Raw genomic sequence first — 20,951 nt, 5'->3', positions numbered from 1 at the left:
AGAAATGCTCGGGCAATTGTTGACTGAAATCGACCCGCCGGCGCACCCTGCCATGCGAAAATTGCTTAGTGCCGAACAGATCGACGAAGGCGTTGGCCGGCTGGCGGATGAAATTCTGCTGGTTTACGCTGGCAAGCCGCTGACAATCTTAGGCGTGCTCAACGGCAGTATCGTGCTGTTGGCCGATTTGATTCGCCGGCTCGACATTTCGTTGCAAGTCGGACTGGTGCAGGCCAGCAGTTATCGCGTGAGCGGTTCGGAGCCCGGGCCGCTGAAAATCGACCTTACGATGTTGCCCGAGATTGGCGGCCGGCATGTGCTCCTGGTTGACGATATTTTCGACACCGGCAACACACTTTCGGCATTGGTCGAACAATTGCGGCAAGTGGGGCCTGAGAGCGTGCGCACGGCCGTGTTGCTGCGGAAGCATGGCCGCAAGGCGGTGTCGATGGAACCGGACCACGTGGGGTTCGAAATTCCGAATCAATTCGTCGTCGGCTACGGGCTGGATTATCGCGATGCATTTCGGAATTTGCCGTATGTTGCCATCATGGAGGATGGCGACGCGTGAGCAGCGGCCAGGGATCAGCGGCCGGGGATCGACGTGCCAGCGCGGCCATCTCGCCACGAGTGGTGTTCATCACGCGGCGATTTTGGCCCTTGGTGGGCGGAGCCGAGACGATGGTGGCGAATCTCTCGGCGGCGCTCGTCGCACGGGGAGCGCGTGCGACCATCGTCACCGCACGGTGGCAATCGAACTGGCCCGCCACGTTTAGCCACTGCGGAGTTCCCGTCGCACGGCTCCTGCATCCGCCGCTGCGAATCTGGGGCACGCTGCGATACATGCGCGAGTTGGCCGCTTGGCTCCGCGGTCATCGCGGCGAGTTCGACCTGGCCTACGTTTCGCAATTGAAGCACGATGCGTACGTCGCGGTTCGAACCGGACGCCGGATGGGGTTCCCGGTCGTGTTGCGAGCCAGCGGCGGCGGCGAAAGGGGCGACTGCCATTGGCACACCACCGGTCGCTGCGGCATGCGAATTCGACGCGAAGTGCATCGGGCGGCGGCTGTTGTGGCCCCCTCGGCAGCGATTCGCGATGAACTCTTGGCCGCGGGGTTCTCGTCGTCGATCGTGAAGCTGATTCCGAGCGGTGTGCGGATTGGAGTGCGAGCGAGCCCGATCCGTCGCCGGCAAGCCCGATCGACGATCGGAACTGCGAACGCGGCGATGTCGCTTGGGCCGGACACGCGTTTGGCCGTTTACCTTGGCCGCCTGCATCCTGGGAAAGGTTTGGCCAATTTGATTTCCGCTTGGGCGCAGGTCGCCGCACGACAGGCCGACACACGGCTTTGGCTGGTCGGCGAGGGGATCGAGCATGCGGCGCTTGTTGGCCAGATCGATGCGCTCGGGCTGTCGGGTCGGGTCGTGCTTCCCGGCGCGTTCGATAATGTCGAAGATGTTTTGGCCGCGGCGGATCTTTTCGTCTTGCCGTCGGAGTCGGAGGGGTTGTCGCATGCGCTGTTGGAAGCGATGGCGGCCGGCTTGCCGGTCGTGGCCAGCGATATTCCGGGTAATGCTCAAGCGATTCGCGACGGCGTCGAAGGGCTACTGGTTTCGCCTGGCGATACAACGGCTCTAGCGGCGGCCATCGAGAAGATGTTTGCGGAGCCGGCTCGGGCCGCGGAATTCGGGACGGTCGCACGGCGGCGCGTCGAGGAGCACTTTTCGCTCGATCGCATGGTCCACAGCCATCTGGCCTTATTCGAACGATTGTTGGGAGCGGGCCAACCGTGAGCAAACGCATTTTGCACATCATTCCGACGCTCGATCCGCACGGCTCGGAAAAGCAGTTGACGCTGTTGGCTAGCCATTTGCCGCGCGATCGGTTCGACGTGCATGTCTGTGCTTTGACTCGCGGCGGACCGTTCGAAGAATCGCTGGCCAAGGCAGATATTCCAGTGACTGTTTTGCACAAGCGTTGGAAGGTCGATCCGGGAGCTTGGTGGCGGCTGAAACGGCACATCGCGCGGTTGCGGCCCGATCTGGTTCACACGTGGCTCTTCGCCGCGAATTGCTATGGCCGAACGGCGGCTCGGCAAGCGGGCGTGCGGCGGCTGGCGGCAAGCGAGCGATGCGTCGATCGGTGGAAGATGTGGCACGAATTGGCGATCGATCGCCGCTTGGCCGCGTCGACCGATCGCATTGTCGCCAATAGCTCGGCGGTCCGCGATTTTTATGTTTCGCGCGGAATCGCTGCCGATAAATTCGTCGTAATCGCCAACGGGATACCGCCTGCGGAGCAGGGCGCCGAACCCCGCTCGCCGGGCCACGCCGATTTGCTCGCGGAGTTGAATTTGCCCGCGGGATTGAGGCTGATCGCAACGGTTGGCCGACTCTCGCCGCAGAAACGGGTCAAAGAACTGATCTGGGGAATGCATCAGTTGAGCAAGCTTTTTGACAATGTGTATCTGCTCGTCATCGGCGACGGGCCATTGCGATCGGCGCTTGAGCGGTATGCGCGGCTGACGGGAGTGGAAGACCGCGTGCGGTTTCTTGGCACACGGCTGGATGTCGCCCGCTTGATGGCCCACGCCGAAGTGTTTTGGCTGGCGAGCGGCTACGAAGGACAATCGAATGCCATCATGGAAGCAATGGCGGCTGGCGTGCCCGTCGTGGCCTGCGATATTCCGGCGAACCGAGAATTGGTGGTGCCGGGCCAGACGGGTTTTTTGGTTCGGCCCAGCTCGCGTAACGCCTTCGCGAGGCACACCCTGCCAATTCTGGAAGACGCCGAATTGGCTCGGCGATTCGGAGCAGCCGGCAGAGCGAGAATGCTCAGCGAGTTCACCGTGGAACGGATGGTGGAGCGTCACGCCGCGTTGTATGGTGAATTGCTCGATTGCTGATGGACGCGCGAAACCGCAAGCGCACCACGGATGCCGCTTGAGTTGCTAGCTCGCGTGCGGTTTCGCGTCTAGCTTCCTCGCCCCTCGCCCCTCACCCTCACCCTGCCTGATGTGCGGCATCGCCGGAGCCATCTGGAATAATCCATCCGCCGCGATCGATAGCGCCACGCTGGATCAAATGATCGAGCTCGTGGCGCATCGCGGGCCGGACGATCGCGGCCGCTATTGCCGGCCGTGCCGCATCGAAGGCGGCAGCGAGCCGACGCCAGGGATCGCGTTGGGGCATCGCCGGCTTTCGATCATCGATCTCGCCGGGAGCCGGCAACCGCTCGCTAACGAAGACGAGACGATTTGGGCAGTTTTCAACGGCGAAATTTACAATTTTCGTGAGCTGCGGCGGCGGCTGGAAGGATCGGGCCACCGCTTCCGCACCGCCGGCGACACGGAAACAATCGTCCATCTCTACGAAGACGAAGGGCCCGATTTTGCCCGGCGTCTTTGGGGCATGTTTGCCATCGCTCTTTGGGATTCGCGGCAGCGGCAATTGGTGCTGGTTCGCGATCGGCTCGGCAAGAAACCGCTCGTATATCGATTCGAAACCGATCGCTTGCTTTTTGCGAGCGAGTTGAAATGTTTGCTCGCCGTGCCGGGCGTCCCGCGGGATGTCGATCCGGAAGCGATCGACGAATATCTCACCTATCAATACGTTCCGCATCCGAACACGATTTTCCGCGGCATCCGAAAGCTGCCCCCCGGCCACTACGCCGTCTGGCGCGACGGCCAGATGCGAATCGACGCTTATTGGCAGCCCGATTTCAGCCGGCAAGTGGATCGGCCATGGCGCGAGTGCGTCGCCGAGCTGCGCGAGCTGCTGACCGATGCGGTGCGTTTGCGAATGCAGAGCGATGTGCCGCTCGGAGCATTCTTGTCGGGCGGGGTCGATTCATCGATTGTCGTAGGACTGATGAGCCAATTGGCTGGCGGCGGCGAAAAAAGTGCGACGCGCGAAACCGCAAGCGAGATGCCGGGCCGAGACGGCGGAAACGGCGGGATCACCGGGAGCGGCGGCGGGAGAATCAAGACCTTTTCGATCGGGTTTGCCGACGCGCAATTCGATGAAACGGTGTTTGCCCGGCAAGTGGCGGAACGATTTGGCACGCAGCACCATGTGCTGCGCGTGGAGGCAAGCGGTATCGATCTGCTGACAAAATTGGCTTGGCACTACGACGAACCGATGGCCGATAGCTCGGCAATTCCGACGTGGTATGTCTCCGAGTTGGCGCGCCGCGATGTCAAGGTCGCGCTCACAGGCGACGGCGGCGACGAACTGTTCGCCGGTTACGACCGCTATCGGGCCGTCTGGCTCTCCGGAATGCTCGATCGCCTGCCCATATCATTGCGTCGCCTGTTGGCGAGCCAATTCTGGCGGCGATTGCCTGCCAACCCCGGAAGGCGGTCGATTGTGCGGCGCTTGCGGCGGCTTTCGGCCGTGCTGAATTTGCCGATGCAACAGCGCTATTTGGATTGGATCGGAATCTTCAACGAAGCCGGCCGCGCGGCACTTTATACCGACGGTTTACTTTCGCGGTTGAAGGATGTCGACCCGGCGGAATTCTTGCAGCGAGCTTGGCGGCGATCCGGCCGGCGCGACCCGGTTACGGCGGCCTCGCTCGCCGATCTCACGACCTATCTGCCGTGCGATTTGCTGGTCAAAGTCGATATTGCTTCGATGGCTCACGGTTTGGAATGCCGGCAGCCGTTTCTGGACCATCGGCTCGTCGAATGGGCCGCGGCGCTGCCGGTGCGGTATAAACAGCGACTCGGGCGGAGCAAGCGAATTCTCCGCGAAGCGTTTCGAGATTTGCTGCCCACCGAGATCCGCCGGCGGCCAAAAATGGGATTCGGCGTTCCGATGGATTCTTGGCTCCGCGGCAAACTGCGAGATTTCGCCAGGCAAACACTGTTGGATCCCCGAGCGACGGCCCGCGGATATTTTCGCCCGGAGGCCGTTTTGCAATTGCTTGAAGAGCACCAATCGGGCCGCATCAATCACGGCCATCGAATCTGGTCGCTATTAGTGCTCGAGCTATGGCATCGCCAGTGGGTCGATGCCCCGACGATCGTGTAGCAGGCAAACTACGTGTGCCGTCTGCGCCGCTCTGCGGGCCGCCCGCTGTGTCGCGCGGACGGCACAGGGAGCGTGCCTGCTCCGTTGGTTGCGGTTGCGGGTCAAAACGCCGGCGAGCCTCGCTGGCGCTTCGAGCTGGTGTGGCGGAAAGCCCTATTGTTTATGCAGATTCCGCCGTCCTTTCGCAAAATCCGCGGGCTTCCCAGCGATTAGTCTTGACCGGTAGAATGGTGGGGCTCGTATTCGAAATCTGATCAGCTTGCATGCATGGAGCCGCACCCGATGCTGAACGACGACGATCGAATGAGGAGGATGCACAACACGCTTGCCGTGGTGTTGGCAGGGGGCAAGGGATCGCGGCTCGAACCGCTGACGCGCGATCGAGCCAAGCCGGCGGTTCCCTTCGGCGGCGCCTATCGGATCGTCGATTTCGCACTTTCCAATTGCATCAACAGCGGGCTGCGCAAGATGCTGGTGCTGACGCAATACAAGGCCATGAGCCTTGATCGGCATATCAACCTTGGCTGGCGGCCGCTTTTATCGCGCGAGCTTGGTGAGTTCGTCGATCTCGTGCCGCCGCAGCAGCGGATCGACATGCATTGGTATCAAGGCACGGCCGACGCCGTCTATCAGAATATCTATACGTTGGAAAAGGAGCGGCCCACTTACGTTCTGATCCTCGCCGGCGATCATATCTACAAGATGAACTACCGCACGCTGTTGGAGTTTCACCAGCAAAAGGAAGCGGATCTGACGATCGCCGCCCTGCGCGTCGGAGTGGACGAGGCGCGGGAATTCGGCGTGATGCAAGTCGATGCCGATGGCCGGTTGATCGGGTTCGAAGAGAAGAAACCCAATCCGAAAACCATTCCCGGCGACCCGCGGCATTGCCTGGCGTCGATGGGCGTGTATGTCTTCAACGCACGCTTTTTGTTCGAGCAATTGTGCCTCGATGCGACGCGGCCCGGCAGCGCGCACGATTTCGGCCATAATATCATCCCCTCGCTGATCGATTCGCATCGGCTATATGCATTTCCGTTCCGCGATGAAAACCGGAAGCAAGACGCCTATTGGCGCGACGTGGGCACGCTCGACGCTTATTTCGCCGCGAGCATGGACCTGATTTCGGTCGATCCGCTGTTGAATATGTACGACGACCGCTGGCCGATCCGCACGTATCATCCGAATTATCCGCCGCCGAAATTCGTGTTTGCCGAGCAAGGCGACGGGGCCCGCCGCGGCGAAGCGCTCGACAGCATTGTTTGCCAGGGTTCGATTGTTTCCGGCGGGCAAGTGCGGCGATCGATTCTCGGATTCAACGTGCGGATCAACAGTTTCGCGCAGGTTGAAGATTCGATCCTGCTCGATGGCGTGGATATCGGCAGGCACGCGCGCGTGCGCCGGGCGATCATCGACAAGTGGGTGCGGATTCCTCCCGGCACGCAAATCGGCTTCGATCCGGAACAAGACCGCGCTCGCGGCTTCACGGTCAGCGAAGGGGGCGTGACGGTGATTGCCAAGGCCGACGGCGCCGAGCATTTCCACGAAGAACTTGAATCCGCCGAGCGCTAACGGCGCGGAATTCCCGTTCAAGGTGAATCGCAGCAAGCTTTCTCGGAAAGCGCAAACCGGGAACTACGCGCGGTGCAAATCGCCACGTCTGTCAACGAGTTCCTCGCTAACGCCGCGGGCTAGTGTGCCGATCGCAGACTCGGCTAGCGAACCGAGTGCAATCTCGCTGCGGTTGTTGCCTCCGGCTGATTCGCGGGCGGCTGATTCGCGGGCGGAAGCTCGATGCGCTCGATGAATTCGCATCCGACTCGAAAGGCCCCGCTCGCTTGATCGACCCTCACGCAGTTGGCCACCCGGCACTTGAGATAGATCATCTCGGCAGCCGCTGCGAGGCCGACGATCAAGAATTCGTCGAGCAGCGGCCGATCTGAAAAATACGAAATGCCGCCACGCGAAATATCGTGGCAGCGGATCTGTCGGAACGCTTCTGGCTGGGGTGGGCTGCCGTCGGACCACGGGGCCGCCCATTGCAAGACATGGTAGGGCCGTCGCTCGCGCTTGCGGCGATTACCTTCCCGCCCGGTCAACTGGTCCAATGTTTCCTTCGTCAATTCGGCGGCAACCGGGCTAATCATCGGTTGACACCCCAACAACGTGCGGGCCGGCTAAACCAGTTCTGTCACTTCAATTCATAGGTCGCGTGGCCGGAATTGCAAGCGTGGCCCGAAGAATCAAAGCTAGGAAACACCCCTCTGCTGGGCTATTTCGTGGCCCTGCGGATGAATTATTGCGCGGACACAAATCAGCGTTGCCGGCGACGGGACAAAAGGCGCAAAAAACGCCAAATTTCTACGCGAAAATCCTTACTATCGCGAATTTGACTTTGAATACGCATGTCCTAAGTTCTCTTGAGAACCAAACCGCCCGCTCGCGGGAACTTTGTTCTTCAATTGGCCGAGGCCCAAGAGGGGCAAGCGTGGCGCTCTCGGCGACAACCGTATTCATCCTTATGGCTCGATCCCCGTCCGATTTCGAAATGGGTGCCCCTTGACTTCAACTTCATTGATTTTGCTGGCGGTGGTGATGGCGCTGGTTGAGCTGTTGGCCGGTGTCGGTATCGGCTGGTGGCTCCGCGGCGCCGGCGACAGCCCACCGAGCCCGCAGTCCGACCAGGAAGTCGAGCGGGCGAGGAACGCGTTGGCCCGGCTGCACGAATTGGCCAGCCGCGTTGCCGCCGACGTGGGCGAACATTCCACGCGCGTCCAAGAAATAAGTGACGAATTGACGAGCCACACGCCCGAAAGCGGCGAAATCGAAACGGTCGTAATCGATTCCGTCGCCGAAATCGTCAAAGCCAATAGCCGGCTACAAGAGCAACTGAAGTCGGCCGAAGTGAAACTGCAGGAGCAGGCCCACCAGATCGAGGTCCATGCGGCGGATGCGCTGACCGACGCTCTGACGGGCGGGGCCAACCGCCGTGCCTTCGATGCGGAATTGGGCCGCCGCGCGGCCGAGTTCCAACGCCGCGGCACCCCCTTCTGCTTGCTAATGCTCGACGTCGATCATTTCAAGAAATTCAACGACACCCACGGCCACCCGGCCGGCGACGAAGTGTTGCGCGGCGTCGCTCGGGTGCTCCGCGAAACTTGCCGCGGAATGGATATCGTGGCCCGCTACGGCGGCGAAGAATTCGCCGTCATCATGCCAACGTCGACGATTCGCGACGCCCAAACCGGGGTGCTGCGAATCTGTTCGCGCATCGCCGATAGCCAATTCGAATTCGAGGGAAAAACGCTCAAAGTAACCGTTAGCGGCGGACTCGCCGAATTCTTGTGCAAAGACAACGAGGCGCAGCTGGTGAAGCGGGCCGACGAAGCGCTCTACGCTGCGAAGAACGCCGGCCGAAATCGGGGCTATTTGCACGACGGCGAGACCAGCTCGCTGATCAGCCCCAAGCCGGCCTCCCCTCCGGCTCCGGAACCCAAACCGGTTCCCGCCCCGGCGAAACCCGTCGAAGCGCCTGCGCTCGACGCGTCGAACGATCCGTTCCGCACCGATGTGCAAACCGGACTGCCGAATCGGACATCATTCTGCGAAGAAGTCCGCCGCCGCGCTGCGGAATCGAATCGCTACGATACCAAGCTCTCGCTGATGTTGGTGAAAGTCAACACGCTGCAGAAATTCGTCGATCGGCCAACCGACCCGCAAGCCGAATTGGTGCTCCGCACCGTCTCGCAATTCCTGACCGCCGGAATGCGAGAAATGGACATGGTCGCCCGCTATCAAAGCGACACCTTCGCAGTGCTTCTGCCGGGCACTCCGCTGAGCCAGTCGATTGCCGTCGCCGAGCGGCTGCGTGCGGCCGTCGCCCGCTGCCCGCTGCGGGGCAAGGATTTCGAATTGCAGATTTCCGTGAGCACCGGCTTGGCCGAAGTAGTCCGCAACGACGACTCGGCTTCGTTGATGAAACGGGCCGAAGCTGCCGTGCAGGCTTCTGCCGCCGCAGGCAGGGATGGCACGTATTTCGACTCCGGCAAGGGGATCGAACTCTACGTGCCGAACCAGATTCCCGCGTTGACGGCCTAGCACGGGTCGTTTGAAACGGGTTATCCTGCCGGGATGAAACCGTCCGACGCAGTGCCGTTTTACATCGCCCAGGTCGCCCCAGAACGCTGGCCGCGGATTCGCCGAATAGTCGACGCCCTGGCAGACAACGCGCAACGCGCTCCGTGGCAGTCGATCTTGGACGGGCTGCTGGAAGGCCGGCTCGACGCCGCCGGTTTGCTCGAAGCGCGCGGTGCGACGCAGGCCGCAGAAGTAGATCCGCCGTTTGGAGTTGTCTGGATCCAACGGCAAGATGGCCGGGTCGCCAATCTGCTCCCTCCGATCGTGTCGCTTCCGCCATCGTTCGCAACGCATCCGCTCGAAGCGCTGGCTCGCGAACTTTTGGAAGCCGCGGTGCGCATCGCTGCCGCCGGCGGCGCACGGCTGGTGCAAGCGCTTTTGGAACCACACGCCAGCGACCTTGTCAAAGACTTTCAACAGGCCGGTTTCCAGCAGGTCGCCGAGTTGCTCTATTTGGTCAGTTCGGCCGAAGTTTTTCCGACCGCGCCGCCGGCCGAGCAATTGCAATTCGAGCCATGGTCGATCACCGCCGGCGCGCGGCTGGAATCCATGGTCGAGCGCACCTATTTGGCCACGCGCGATTGCCCGCAACTAAACGGCATCCGGCTCACCGCGGAAGTCTTGGCCGGATATCGCAGCGCCGGGCCATTCGATCCGCGACGATGGCTTCTGGTTCGTCATGCCGGTGAAGACGTGGGGTGCCTGATCCTGGTCGCACACCCGCAAAAAATCTGGGAACTCGCCTACATGGGCCTTACTCCCGAAGCTCGCGGCCATGGTTGGGGGCTCGACATCACGCGGCATGGCCAATGGCTCGCCGGACAAGCCGGGGCAAATCGATTCGTGCTGGCCGTCGATGCCACCAACGCACCGGCGTTGCGCGCCTATGCAGCCGCTGGACTTACTGCCTGGGATCGCCGTGGTGCATGGCTAAGAATTCTCGAGCCCGCCAATACGAGTTGAGCCGAACGAGCCGGACTTTATTTCATGGCGATCGTTCGCGCCAGCGGCTTCAGCACCTGGTCGACGACATAGTTGTCGACCATTTCCCGGCAGATCTGCGCCAAGTTTTCCAGCGATTGAACGAATGTCGTATCGGCATCGAGGCTGCCGTATTGCCGAGCCGTGACGTAAACGCTGAGTTGATCTTCGGGATATTCGCCGGTGCGAACCTGATAGGCATTCGTCCGCGTCTCGATGCTCAAGCGAACCTGAGTTCGGCAATCTTCGTCCAGAGCCAGGGTGACCGAGGGCTCGTAGTTGATGACGGTCGCCCCGGGGACATCGATTATTCGTTCCAATCCGGGGCTCACGCCCAGAGCTTCCGCAACCAGCTGATTGTGGTTCCCCCGGTAAGTGAAATCGAACCCGAAGAGCAGATCGAGGGCTTCGCAATCCAACGGGCTGACCGAAAGCATGAACGGAGCCAACTCGAGCACAAGCTTGTGCTGCTCCATGGCCGTGTCGATCGAGGCAGGATTCACCTGTCCGGAACAAACGCGGCGCGATTCGACCGTCGCCCAACGATAATGACCTCGGTCTTTGTCTTCCTCGAGCACGAAGTCGCGTTTGTCGCGACAATAGAATTTCCGCATCAACGGATACTTCTTTTGGATCCGCTCGAAGAAATGCAACACCGTTTCGCGACTTTCCGGCAACTCCATCTCCGTGCTGAGATTCATGTTGACGTAGAAATCGTCGGAAACGGAGGCGTAGCGATTCATAGACTGTATCCCTCCAGACTCAAGCTGCCGCGTGAAGCCGAACCGGCCGCACGGGAAAACGCATTCCGAGCAAGCAATCTGGGCAAAAGCGGCTGATGGGCCGAATGGCAATGAGCATTGCCCCACTAACCATTCATGCCGAGTCGCCGGCGACTTGTGGCTGCAAGTTCTCAGTATAAAATGTAGCGCTGCGAAGTGTCAAAGCCAGCCGGCCAATGTCCTCGCATCCGTGAGGAACACAGCCGTCGAACGACTTAGGTGAATCCATGTCCGCTTTGCTGTCTGTCGATCCGCAAAATTCCGATTCGGCCGCTCGGTCACTCGAAATTGCTGTTTTCCCCACGCAACTTGGGTGGATCGCGTTTGCGATGCGCCAGCAGTCGCTCGTTCGGCTCGTATTTGGCTATTCCGACGCCGAGACTGCGAGCAACGGTCTGGCAAAGTCGAGCGGATTTGGTCCCGGCTATTCGAGCGAATTGTGCGACGCAAAAGCAGCGAACTTCATTAGTTGTGTCGAATCCGTGCAGAAACGCTTGGTTCGCTTCGCAGATGGTGAGGCCGATGATTTCGCCGACCTGCAGGTTTGGAGCAGCGGTTGGACGTCCTTTCAACGGCAGGTGTTGAACCGCTGCCGCCAAATTTCTTATGGCGAGACTCGGACCTATGCCGAATTGGCTGCCGCGGCCGGCCGTCCTGGGGCGGCGCGTGCCGTCGGCCGAGCGATGGCGACTAATCCGATTCCGCTCGTGATTCCCTGCCACCGGGTCGTCGGGAGTGCCGGTGAATTGCGGGGCTTTTCGGCAATCGGCGGCCTGGATGCAAAACGCCGCTTGCTTGCGCTTGAGCGTGGCGAGAGCGCGCCTGCGCTTCGGTAGACGCCTGCCGCAGTCGTTCGCTCGCGAAAAATCCAAGCTGCTCTTCCGGCGGCGCCGAATAGCGGCCAGGAAATAATGCTGTTTTGCGGTCTTTCGCATCGGCGTTCTCTTTTTTCCCGCGGAAATCGACCTAGAATTAATTCGGCGATTCGACGAAAATCGCGCGCGGTTGGCAGCCCGGCTGGGCCCATTTAAATTGGTGGATCGGTGGGAGCGCCGCTCGAACTTCGCGGCACAATAAGATGAATAATCGCGGATCCGATGCGGCTGGCAACGATGTCGATGAAGTCGATCAATGGATTTTGGAAGGCCGCGACAACGGTGTAATTCTGGTTCGCATTCCGTCGCGGCCCGGCCCGGAACGGTTGCCCGACGCTGTGTTCACGTTCCGTCCCGGCGACCCCCAATATGGCCGCTGGGAAAGGCGTCTATCGCAACGCTGATCGCGCGCACTGTTCCCCTCCCATCGCGCGTGTAAAGCCCAGGGAAGCTCCCCCGCCTTCCATCTGACTCAGTCCCCCTGGCCTTCCCTGGATCCCCGAATCCCACCCTTACCCGATTCCGGCTTCCACTCCCCAGCCGGGAGCTATATTTTCCAGTCTGGCTATCGAACGCGGAGACTTGACAACGCATTTCGCGCGGCTTCGGGACTGGGCTGCGAATCGTTTCATCGTTTCGACAACCGGTTCGACAATCGACTCGAGAATGGTTCGATCGCGGTCGCCTATCATCGGGGCAAAGGATGGTGCACATCAATCTTCTCAATCGAGTGCTGGTCGCCGACGACGATCCTGCGATCCTGCGGCTGCTCGAATCGTTGCTCCAGGCGAGTGGTTACGAGGTATTCTCAGCTTCCGACGGACGGCAAGCGCTGGAAATGATCGAACGGCATCAGCCGTCGTATTTGATCACCGACTGGAACATGCCGGAGATGAACGGCATCGAACTCTGCTGCCGAGTTCGGCATTTGGACCTGCCAAGCTATATCTACATCGTGTTCTTGACCGTTCGCAGCGCCGAAGATGATCTGACGGCCGCCATGGATGCCGGCGCCGACGATTTTCTGATCAAGCCGTTGCGTCGGGACGAGCTGATGGCTCGGCTGGGGGCTGGAGCGCGGATCTTGCGGCTCGAATCGCGGCTTTCGCAACTCGCGGCCCTCGACGCGCTCACCGAGCTCCCAACTCGCCGCACGTTTCACGAGTTGCTCGCGAAAGAATGGCAACGATCGCACCGATATCAACTCGCGCTCTCGGCGGTGATGATCGACATCGACTTTTTCAAGCCGATCAATGACACCCATGGTCATCCGGCCGGCGATGAAGTGATTCGCGGCGTGGTGCGTTTGCTGCGGCGAAATTGCCGTCGTAGCGATTTGATCTGCCGCTACGGCGGCGAAGAGTTCGTCGCCCTGTTGCCCGAAACCGACGAGGCTTCGGCGATGATTTGGGCCGAGCGATTCCGCCGCCACGTCGCTGAAATGGTTACGGTCGTAGGCAATGCCGAGATTCGCGCGACCGTCAGTCTCGGCGTGGCCCAGATGCTTGCCGACATGGAGGAAAAATCCGAATTGCTGAGCCTCGCCGATCAGTGCCTTCTGGCCGCCAAACAGCGGGGCCGCAACCGCGTCGAATCGGCAAAGTCGCTCACCGCCGGCGGAAGCCTTTCGCCGACAGGCGGCTCTTTCGGTGGTTCGGTGCTCGATGGCGTCGCCGCGCGCGAAGCCATGATTCCGATGGTTTGCTGCGCCGCTGCCGATTGGACAATCCAGCGCGTAACGGCCCACCTATTGCAATATCAGGTTTCATCGGTGCCCGTCACCGACCCGAAAGGCAATCTCCTCGGTATCATCTCGGAGAAGGACATCCTCGTCGTCGCCCACACTCCCGAGGCGCCGAACCGCCGCGTCGACGAAATCATGCGGGCAAATGTGATCACGTTCGATCTCGATGTCCCGTTGGCCCGTGTTCTCAGTTGTTTCATTCGCTCGCCGATCCGTAGCGTCGTCGTTACATCGCAAGGCAAGCCATGCGGCATGATCAGCCGGGCCTCGATCGTCCGCTGGTTTCTGGACAACCGCTGGGCGGTGCGACTAATCCAGCGCGGCTTGCAAAAAACTGCGACTGCAACAGAAACGGCCCACGCCGAAGCAAACTCTCCCACGAACCTGCCCGACAAAAACTGGATTGCCGCCGAAGCCCTGGCTCGACCAAACGGCCAAGATCCCTCTTTGGAATCGTTGGCCCGCGAACTGGCACAAATGGCCAGCGACCTTCAGAGCCAGTTGTCGAGCAATTCGACGACGCCCGACATGCAGCCAATCGCCGGAAGCGCATCGCGAATGCAAGCGTTGCTCGATGAACTGCTCGCTGGCGCTCCGACGCGATAGGCCGACAGTCGCATCAAAGGGGCCCACCGTCTCATCGGCGGCCCCGATACGCGGCGGGACTCCCAGGAGTCGGGGACACTCGCGAGACGCTCAAGTACCGTTGCCCGGCCAAGCACGAAGGCGGGGGACGCTCGCAAATCCTTGAATTCGCCCGAGCACGCTGCTAAACTCAGGTCACGGGGAATTTCTCGGTCCGACCGTTGCGCGGGCATTTTCGCAATCGTGATGTGAAAGCTGATTATGCAGCCCATTGTGAACTGGCGCATCGTAGCGGCTTTGGTGTTTGGGTGTTTCGCGGCAAGCGGCGCCGGCCAAGCTCAGGCCACGGCACTTACGCTCTACAACACGGGCGTCACGGGGCCCAACAACCCGGACGGCACGAACGGCACTCAGATCACGTCGAACGACACCGTCGATTCGCACTACACGGTGGCGGGCCCCAATGCCGGTTCCACCGTCTATGTCGTGACCGACCAACCGGCTTACAGCGCCAACAGCGACAGTTCGTCGTTCGTCAACGACACTGGGTCGGGACAGAACGGCGAGCCAGTCGGCGATTATCTTTACAGCACGACCTTCAATATCCCGGCGAATCTCAATCCGGCCACCGCCACCATTTCGGGCGAGTTCTCGGTCGACAATGAGATGGACAACATCTTGCTGAACGGCGCTTCCATCGGCGACGGATATCCGTATGCAATCGGCACGGGCCCCGGGGGGTTCTCAAGCTTCACCACCTTCACGATTCCGGCCGGCTCGAACTTTGTCACTGGAACCAACACATTGACCTTCGAAGTCTATAACGCCGGAACTGCGGCGAACCCGACCGCCGTGAATATCAGCTTGCTCGAAGGCACCGTGGCGGCGGCCGTCCCAGAACCGTCTACGCTGGCTCTTTTCGGCATGAGCGTGCTGGGCATGTTCTATTTTGCCCGACCCCGCCGCGGCCGCTGAGCCGAAATCGCAACTTCTTGATGGTCTTTTCGTCGTGCGAGAAAACGGGTCGGAACGTAGACGGGCTTTAACCGTCCGATGACAGTTGATCGAGGCGAAATGCGCCACTTTCGCCGCGATCTGGCGATCGGTCATTGTTTCGGCCGTTTCCAACTCGACGATGCCGACCCGAAGTCTTCCGGTCTTGATGCGATTGCTGAACTCGCCTTTGGCTTCGCCGGAACGACGGCTTGGTGATGGTCAATCCATTGCCGCGCTAGGGCTGCGGGGGCCGGCGCTGCGGGAAGCGGGCGGTTTACAATTCTCGCTCACCAGCCCTTGAGCGTGGGGGTGACGGTCTCGCCTTCCTTAAGCTCCCTGCCGTCGAGCGCGATTTGTTCGTTGCCGGTGAGATCGGTGAAGATCGGTTCGTCGCCGTTGGGGGTGGATTTGTAGTTCACCAGCAGCACTTTGGAAAGCATCGTGTCGTCGGCTTGAACTTGCACCTCGGTGATCTTCACCTTGCCATCCACCACTTGGGCGATGAATGTGCGGCCGGCGCGAATAAACACCGACTGGCTGGGGACCAGGAATACGTTGTCGAATTTTTGCAGAAACAATCGCATCGTGCCGACCATTCCGGGCAGCAAAGGATAATGTCCGCCGCCGACCAATTTGCCGGTGAATTCCGGCCGGATGGGAAAGGGATCGTCGGCCCCCTTTCGCTCCTGTGGCCAAGTCGCCTTGTGTTCTTGCACGAATCGGTCGTATTCGGCTTGCGTGGTGCCGTTGAACAGATCGACTTCGACGTGCATCGTGCGGTCTTTGCTTTCGATCGACGGCGAATAGCGCGTCACTTTCCCGCGGGCAAACAAATCTCCCACACGAAATTCCGCCTCCGCGCCGCGGCTGACATAGGGGGCAAAGCCGTCGGGCACCTCCATCGAAATCGTCACCAGATCGACCCGGGCGACGGAAATCAACGGCGGCGTTTGGGCCGTCGTGGCGTTCTGAATAAAATCGCCGGGATTGGTGTTTCGTTCGACGATCACGCCATCGAACGGCGCGTCGATGGTCGCATAGCCGAGCATGGCTTCCGCCATTTTCTTGTCGCGGTCGGCGACGTCGTACATCGCCTTTTGCAGATCGATCTCGGATTTGGCAGCGTCGGAGTTGACCTTGGACTGAGCGTAGTCGGCCTCGGCCTTGTTGACCGCTTCGGCAGCGCCGTCGGCGGCGGCCTGAGCTGCGAGGTAATCCCGTTCCTCTTCCTCGACCACCGATTCGACCACCCCGCCGCTCTTGGCCAACTGCGTGAACCGATCGAGGCGGAGCTTGCGATACGAGGCCGTGGCTTCTGCCGATCGCTGGTCGGCCTGGCGTTGGCCGACAGTGGCCTGGGCGACTTTTTCGGCGGCGACGGCGATTTGCCATTGTTTTTGGGCCAACTCGATCTCGCGGCTCCGCTGCTGGATCACCGCTTGTTTGGCTTTGACTTCAGCGACCAGATCCGGGACCTCGATCTCGACAAGGCGTTCGTCTTTCTTCACTTGATCGTTGATGTTCTTTTGGATATAGCCGACGTCGCCGGCGACGCGGGCACGAAGATCGGCCCGGTAATACGGCCGGACTGTGGCGATTTCCTCGACTGAGATCACGAAATGGTCATTTTTTCGAGGCTGCACGACCTCGACCGCTCGCAGTTCTCGTGCTTCTTGTGCGGCAGGACGCGCCTGTGATTCAGCGATTTCGTTCTTGGCGTCGGCCGGCGAGGCATCGCTTGCGGCGCTTCTTTGGGCAGGCGGAACGGCCTTCTCGCCGGATAGCAAGATCGCGGCGAAGATCAGGCCGATCACGACGACGGATCCGGCCGCACCGCCATAGATCATTCTCTTCCCGAGAATTGCTCTAGCCATTTGGAGTCGATTTCCTTTCATCGGCAGTCGCGCAGGTATAATAGCGTTAGCGGCAATTTTTCAGGCCGATCTGCAGGGCTGGTTTCTGGGCGATCGGTTTTGTGTACTGATGGGAGCTGCACCATGTTTGCCCCGCGGCGAATCTTGCATCCGACCGACTTTTCCGAATGCTCGGCATTAGCTTTTGCAGTGGCCATCGATTTGGCGAAGCAGAATTCCGCCACACTCATTGTACTGCACGCGGTCGAGACGCTCGGACCGGAAAACGTTTCCTTTGGCGAAGTCCGGACAGAACTCGAACCCGATTCCTATCGCCAGCGGCTGATGGACGAACTCAAGCAAGTCGTGCCGCCCGAGGATTCGAAGATCATGACCGAGCATATTCTGGTTGAAGGCGACACGGCGGAGCAAATCGACCGATATGCCTCGGAAAACAAGATCGATTTGATCGTGATGGGCACGCATGGCCGCACCGGCTTGGCGCGGCTTCTGACGGGAAGCGTGACCGAGGAAGCCCTGCGGCGGTCGCCTTGTCCGATGCTGATCGTGCGGCTGCCTCACGCCGGCGCGCGATAATCGCGCGCAGCCGTTGCCGACGCCGGCGAAATCGGCGGAGTCGTCATGCATGGGAGTGCCCCCTTTCTGGCTGCGGATGACTGCGCCAACTATCATCCTCCAATATCTTGTCCAGGTCGGGCTCTTGATACGATTTTTCGCTAATAAAAATCGTGTACATGATTGGCAGCACGAAAAGCGTCAGGCTGGTCGAAGTAAACATTCCGCCGACGACGGCCCGCGCCAAGGGGATATTCGCCTCGCTCCCGCGGCCGAAGCCGATGGCCATTGGCAGTAGGTCGAGAAATGTTGCCAGAAAGGTCATGATGATCGGGCGAAAGCGGATCGCGGCGGCCGTGCGGATTGCGTTGGGAACCGAAGCGCCGAGTTTGCGCTGCTGGTTGGCGAAATCGACCATCAGCACGCCGTTGTTCACGGCGATCCCGACCAGAAAGATCACGCCCATTTCGGATTGCACATTCAAGGTCGTGTGCGTCAAAAACAGCAGCATAAGCACGCCGATCAGCCCGAGCGGCACCGTGAACATGATGACGAATGGCCCGGCGAATGAGCGGAAAAGCGCGACTTGCAGCAAATACACCAGCAGCGCCGCTCCCGCCAATCCGCCCAAGAGCTTTTGAAACGAATCGTTCATCTGCTGATATTGGCCCTTGAAATCGATGTGCATGCCATGGCTCGCCGCGGCCGGACGCAGGTCGGCGATCGACTTGTCGACATCTCCTGCGACTCCCGCCAGATCGCGATTCTCCGTGTTCACTTGCACACTGAAAATCCGATAGAGGGCGACGTGATTCACTTCCACGGCCCCGGTCGTGGGATGCAAATGCACGAGGCTGCTGAGCCGGACCTCGCTGTGGTTGGCGGTGCGGGCCGGAATGTTCAGCAGATCGTCGATGTTGCGGTGCGGGTCCTCGGGATATTGCACGGCGACGAAATACTGATTGCCGGATTTGTTGTCGATCCAGAAATTGCGGTCGATGGAGATGCTCGAATTGATCGCGGCGACGACCTGCGTCATCACGTCGTAGGTGGTCAAGCCGACCAGATCGGCGGCTGCCCGGTCCACTTCGATTACGATGTACGGGGCGTCGACGCGCTGGACGACGTGGGCATCCACCGCGCCGCGGACCTTTTTCACCCGGTCGCGGATTTGCCCGGCCAGTGCGTAAGCATCGGTCCGGCTTCCCCCTTCGATCTGGATTTCCATCGGGGCATTGGCGCCGTAGTTCAAGGCCGTGGAAATCATGCCGCCGGTGTCGAAGCTGACTTCCAAGGGCTCTTCCGCGCCGCGCCGATTCTTGTATTGGCAGCGCGGATCAGCGGCCCAATTATGGCGCAGCTTGATCGCATATTCCTGCGCGCTGTGCGAGCGGTTTTCATTCAACTGCACGCGGATGACCGTGTCTTCCTGGCCCGAGTTGGCGCTATAGGCCGCCGACCAATCGGGATCGAGCCCCATTTCCGAGACGATCATCTCGCGCTCATCGGCAGGAATGTTGGCCTTGATGAATTCTTCCACCTCGGCAATCCGCTGCTCTGTCGCGCTCAGCCGGTAGTACGACGGACAGCGGACGTACATGGTGATCTGCCCGGCATCGACCTCGGGGAAAAACTCGCGGCCGATCAGCAATCCAAGCCCCAGCGAGCCGATGAACAACACCCCGACCACGGTCAGCACGAGCGGCCGATGCGCGAGAGACCAATTCAGCAATCGCGAATAACCGTGCGTCAGCCGCTCCAAGAACGCTTCGATGCGGTGGTGAACCCGGCTGAAGACGCCACGATCGGGATGCTCATGCCCCGAATGAGGATCGTTGCCCCGACCGTGCTCCTCCGGCAAGAACTTGGCGCACATCATCGGCACGAAGCTGCGTGAAAGGAGAAACGAAGTCCACATGGCAAAGGCCACGGCGATGGCCAGCGGACGGAACAAGAATCCGCCCATGCCCGGCATCAGCGCGAGCGGAGCGAGCACGATGCAGGTCGTGCAAGTCGCCACCATCACCGGCACCATGACTTCGATGGCCCCGTCGAGCGCGGCGCGGACGCGCGATTTGCCGAGGCTATAGTTGCGGTGCGTGTTCTCCAGCGCGACGATGGCATCGTCCACCAGGGGGCCGATTGCCAATGCAAGCCCGCCAAGCGTCATCACGTTGATTGTGTTGCCGGTGACGTAAATTCCGATAATGGCCCCGAGAATCGAGACGGGGATCGAAATCGTGGCGATCACCGTCATTCGCCAATTGCCCAAGAAAATCAGGATCATAATTGCGACAAGGATCGCCCCGATCACGCCCTCATGAATCAGGCTCTCGATCGCTTCGCGGACATAAACGGCCTGATCCATTACGAATTTGAGCGTGGTTTTGCCGGCAAGACCCGTGGCCTTGGCGATTCGGGCGAGCTTTTCTTCCATGACGGGGATCTGCTTTTGCACATCGTTGCTCACCGCCAGGCTGCTCGCGCCGCCCTGGCGATAGATCGGCACATAGACCTGTGCCTTGCCGTTGATGCGCACTCGCGAAGTCTGGATCGACGCACCGTCTTCGACGTTGGCGATATCTTCGAGATAAACCTGCCCCTGCTTGGTAACAATCGGGAACCGTTTGAACGCTTCCACATCCGGCGCCATCGAATTCGAGTCGAGCAGGATTTGCTCGTCGCCCAGGTAGAGTGTGCCGGGAGTGGTCATCAGATTGCCGCGTCTTAGGGCCTCGATCACGTCGAGGGCCTCCAAGCCGCGAGCTTCCATCTCCTTCGGCTTCAGATAGACCATGATCGTCCGGTCCTTGCCGCCGACCACGACCGGGGCCACGGCACCTTTCACCGCCCCCAACATATTGCGCACATCGACGCGAGCGATATCCTTCACATGTGCTTCATTGAGATAGTCGTTCTTCACCGTAAGCAGGCCGAGCGGAAGAGTGCCGGTCGGATCGAAGGGCAGAACGACCGGCGGGAGCGTGTTGGGCGGAAGCGTGGGCAAGGTGCCCAATGCAAGCGAATTGGAGAGCGTCAGGGCGCCATTCGGATCGACGTCGTCGCGAAAATAGGCCTTGATGATGCTCACGCCCGGCACCGATTTCGATTCGAGCCGTTCGGCCCCCGGCGCTTGCACCACCCAGCGCTCGATGCGCGTCGTAATCGTCTTTTCAATCGAAGTGGCGGGCATCCCGGAGTAGTAAGTTAGCACCTGCACGGCGGGCGCTTTGAAAACCGGCAAAATATCCACCGGCACGCGCTGGAGCACGACGAGCCCCAACACCAGGATCATGAAAACAAGCGCCGCAACCATATACGGATTACGGACGGATGCTTTGATCAACCACATGTCGGAGGCCTTCGAGTGTTACGGGCAGAAGGTAAC

Annotated in this window: 17 protein-coding genes; 13 read left to right on the top strand and 4 right to left on the bottom strand. The window is 60.4% G+C overall.

The features are described from left to right. Positions 1 to 52: 52 nt before the first annotated feature. The 5 genes from hpt (at position 53) to glgC (ending at position 6,606) form a co-directional block, all read left to right on the top strand. Positions 53 to 571: a hypoxanthine phosphoribosyltransferase gene (gene hpt, locus VHX65_00905; GenBank protein HEX3997091.1), complete on the top strand. Its 519-nt coding sequence runs from the start codon at positions 53 to 55 to the stop codon at positions 569 to 571. Next, positions 568 to 1,794: a glycosyltransferase family 4 protein gene (locus tag VHX65_00900; GenBank protein HEX3997090.1), complete on the top strand. Its 1,227-nt coding sequence runs from the start codon at positions 568 to 570 to the stop codon at positions 1,792 to 1,794. The genes hpt and VHX65_00900 overlap by 4 nt, the downstream gene beginning before the upstream one ends. Continuing rightward, complete coding sequence (locus tag VHX65_00895) at positions 1,791 to 2,906, top strand: glycosyltransferase (protein ID HEX3997089.1); 1,116 nt, start codon at positions 1,791 to 1,793, stop codon at positions 2,904 to 2,906. Before VHX65_00900 ends, VHX65_00895 begins: the two co-directional genes overlap by 4 nt. A 109-nt stretch (positions 2,907 to 3,015) precedes the next feature. After that, positions 3,016 to 5,034, top strand: a complete 2,019-nt coding sequence (gene asnB / locus VHX65_00890) for an asparagine synthase (glutamine-hydrolyzing) (GenBank protein ID HEX3997088.1) — start codon at positions 3,016 to 3,018, stop codon at positions 5,032 to 5,034. A 282-nt stretch (positions 5,035 to 5,316) separates the two neighbouring features. Continuing rightward, positions 5,317 to 6,606, top strand: coding sequence for a glucose-1-phosphate adenylyltransferase (gene glgC / locus VHX65_00885; protein ID HEX3997087.1), 1,290 nt, complete (start codon positions 5,317 to 5,319; stop codon positions 6,604 to 6,606). A gap of 143 nt (positions 6,607 to 6,749) precedes the next feature. Here the strand turns inward: glgC and VHX65_00880 are convergent, their stop codons facing one another. Further along, positions 6,750 to 7,181 carry a PilZ domain-containing protein gene (locus VHX65_00880; protein ID HEX3997086.1) on the bottom strand — a complete coding sequence of 144 codons (432 nt, stop codon included), beginning with the start codon at positions 7,179 to 7,181 and terminating at the stop codon, positions 6,750 to 6,752. A gap of 412 nt (positions 7,182 to 7,593) precedes the next feature. On the opposite strand from VHX65_00880, the gene VHX65_00875 reads away from it, so the two are divergent. Both VHX65_00875 and VHX65_00870 read left to right on the top strand, forming a co-directional pair. Beyond that, positions 7,594 to 9,132, top strand: a complete 1,539-nt coding sequence (locus VHX65_00875; protein HEX3997085.1) for a diguanylate cyclase — start codon at positions 7,594 to 7,596, stop codon at positions 9,130 to 9,132. Positions 9,133 to 9,165: 33 nt separating this feature from the next. Next, on the top strand, positions 9,166 to 10,134 hold the full coding sequence (locus tag VHX65_00870; protein HEX3997084.1) for a GNAT family N-acetyltransferase: 969 nt from the start codon (positions 9,166 to 9,168) through the stop codon (positions 10,132 to 10,134). A gap of 17 nt (positions 10,135 to 10,151) precedes the next feature. Here the strand turns inward: VHX65_00870 and VHX65_00865 are convergent, their stop codons facing one another. Next, positions 10,152 to 10,895, bottom strand: coding sequence for a hypothetical protein (locus VHX65_00865; protein HEX3997083.1), 744 nt, complete (start codon positions 10,893 to 10,895; stop codon positions 10,152 to 10,154). A 266-nt stretch (positions 10,896 to 11,161) separates the two neighbouring features. Between VHX65_00865 and VHX65_00860 the strand changes: the two genes are divergently transcribed. From VHX65_00860 to VHX65_00840, 5 genes are all read left to right on the top strand, one after another. Next, positions 11,162 to 11,770: a methylated-DNA--[protein]-cysteine S-methyltransferase gene (locus VHX65_00860; protein ID HEX3997082.1), complete on the top strand. Its 609-nt coding sequence runs from the start codon at positions 11,162 to 11,164 to the stop codon at positions 11,768 to 11,770. Positions 11,771 to 12,012: 242 nt separating this feature from the next. After that, a complete protein-coding gene (locus VHX65_00855; GenBank protein HEX3997081.1) occupies positions 12,013 to 12,213 on the top strand; it encodes a hypothetical protein in 201 nt (66 codons plus the stop codon). A gap of 302 nt (positions 12,214 to 12,515) precedes the next feature. After that, positions 12,516 to 14,159, top strand: coding sequence for a diguanylate cyclase (locus tag VHX65_00850; GenBank protein ID HEX3997080.1), 1,644 nt, complete (start codon positions 12,516 to 12,518; stop codon positions 14,157 to 14,159). A gap of 252 nt (positions 14,160 to 14,411) precedes the next feature. Beyond that, on the top strand, positions 14,412 to 15,113 hold the full coding sequence (locus VHX65_00845) for a PEP-CTERM sorting domain-containing protein (GenBank protein HEX3997079.1): 702 nt from the start codon (positions 14,412 to 14,414) through the stop codon (positions 15,111 to 15,113). A gap of 78 nt (positions 15,114 to 15,191) precedes the next feature. Beyond that, entirely contained in the window at positions 15,192 to 15,350 is a 159-nt protein-coding gene (locus VHX65_00840; protein HEX3997078.1) for a hypothetical protein, read from the top strand. Between the two features lie 71 nt (positions 15,351 to 15,421). On the opposite strand, the gene VHX65_00835 is transcribed toward VHX65_00840, so the two are convergent. Then, positions 15,422 to 17,008: an efflux RND transporter periplasmic adaptor subunit gene (locus tag VHX65_00835; GenBank protein ID HEX3997077.1), complete on the bottom strand. Its 1,587-nt coding sequence runs from the start codon at positions 17,006 to 17,008 to the stop codon at positions 15,422 to 15,424. Positions 17,009 to 17,131: 123 nt separating this feature from the next. Here VHX65_00835 and VHX65_00830 point away from each other — a divergent pair, with 123 nt between their 5' ends. Continuing rightward, positions 17,132 to 17,584 (top strand): universal stress protein, encoded by a 453-nt coding sequence (locus VHX65_00830; protein ID HEX3997076.1) that lies wholly within the window; start codon positions 17,132 to 17,134, stop codon positions 17,582 to 17,584. A 43-nt stretch (positions 17,585 to 17,627) separates the two neighbouring features. Here the strand turns inward: VHX65_00830 and VHX65_00825 are convergent, their stop codons facing one another. Then, a complete protein-coding gene (locus tag VHX65_00825) occupies positions 17,628 to 20,915 on the bottom strand; it encodes an efflux RND transporter permease subunit (GenBank protein ID HEX3997075.1) in 3,288 nt (1,095 codons plus the stop codon). Positions 20,916 to 20,951 lie beyond the last annotated feature (36 nt).

This window comes from Pirellulales bacterium (genome assembly GCA_036267355.1).
Lineage (GTDB): Bacteria > Planctomycetota > Planctomycetia > Pirellulales > DATAWG01 > DATAWG01.
This window is presented reverse-complemented; position numbering and strand designations above follow the sequence as displayed.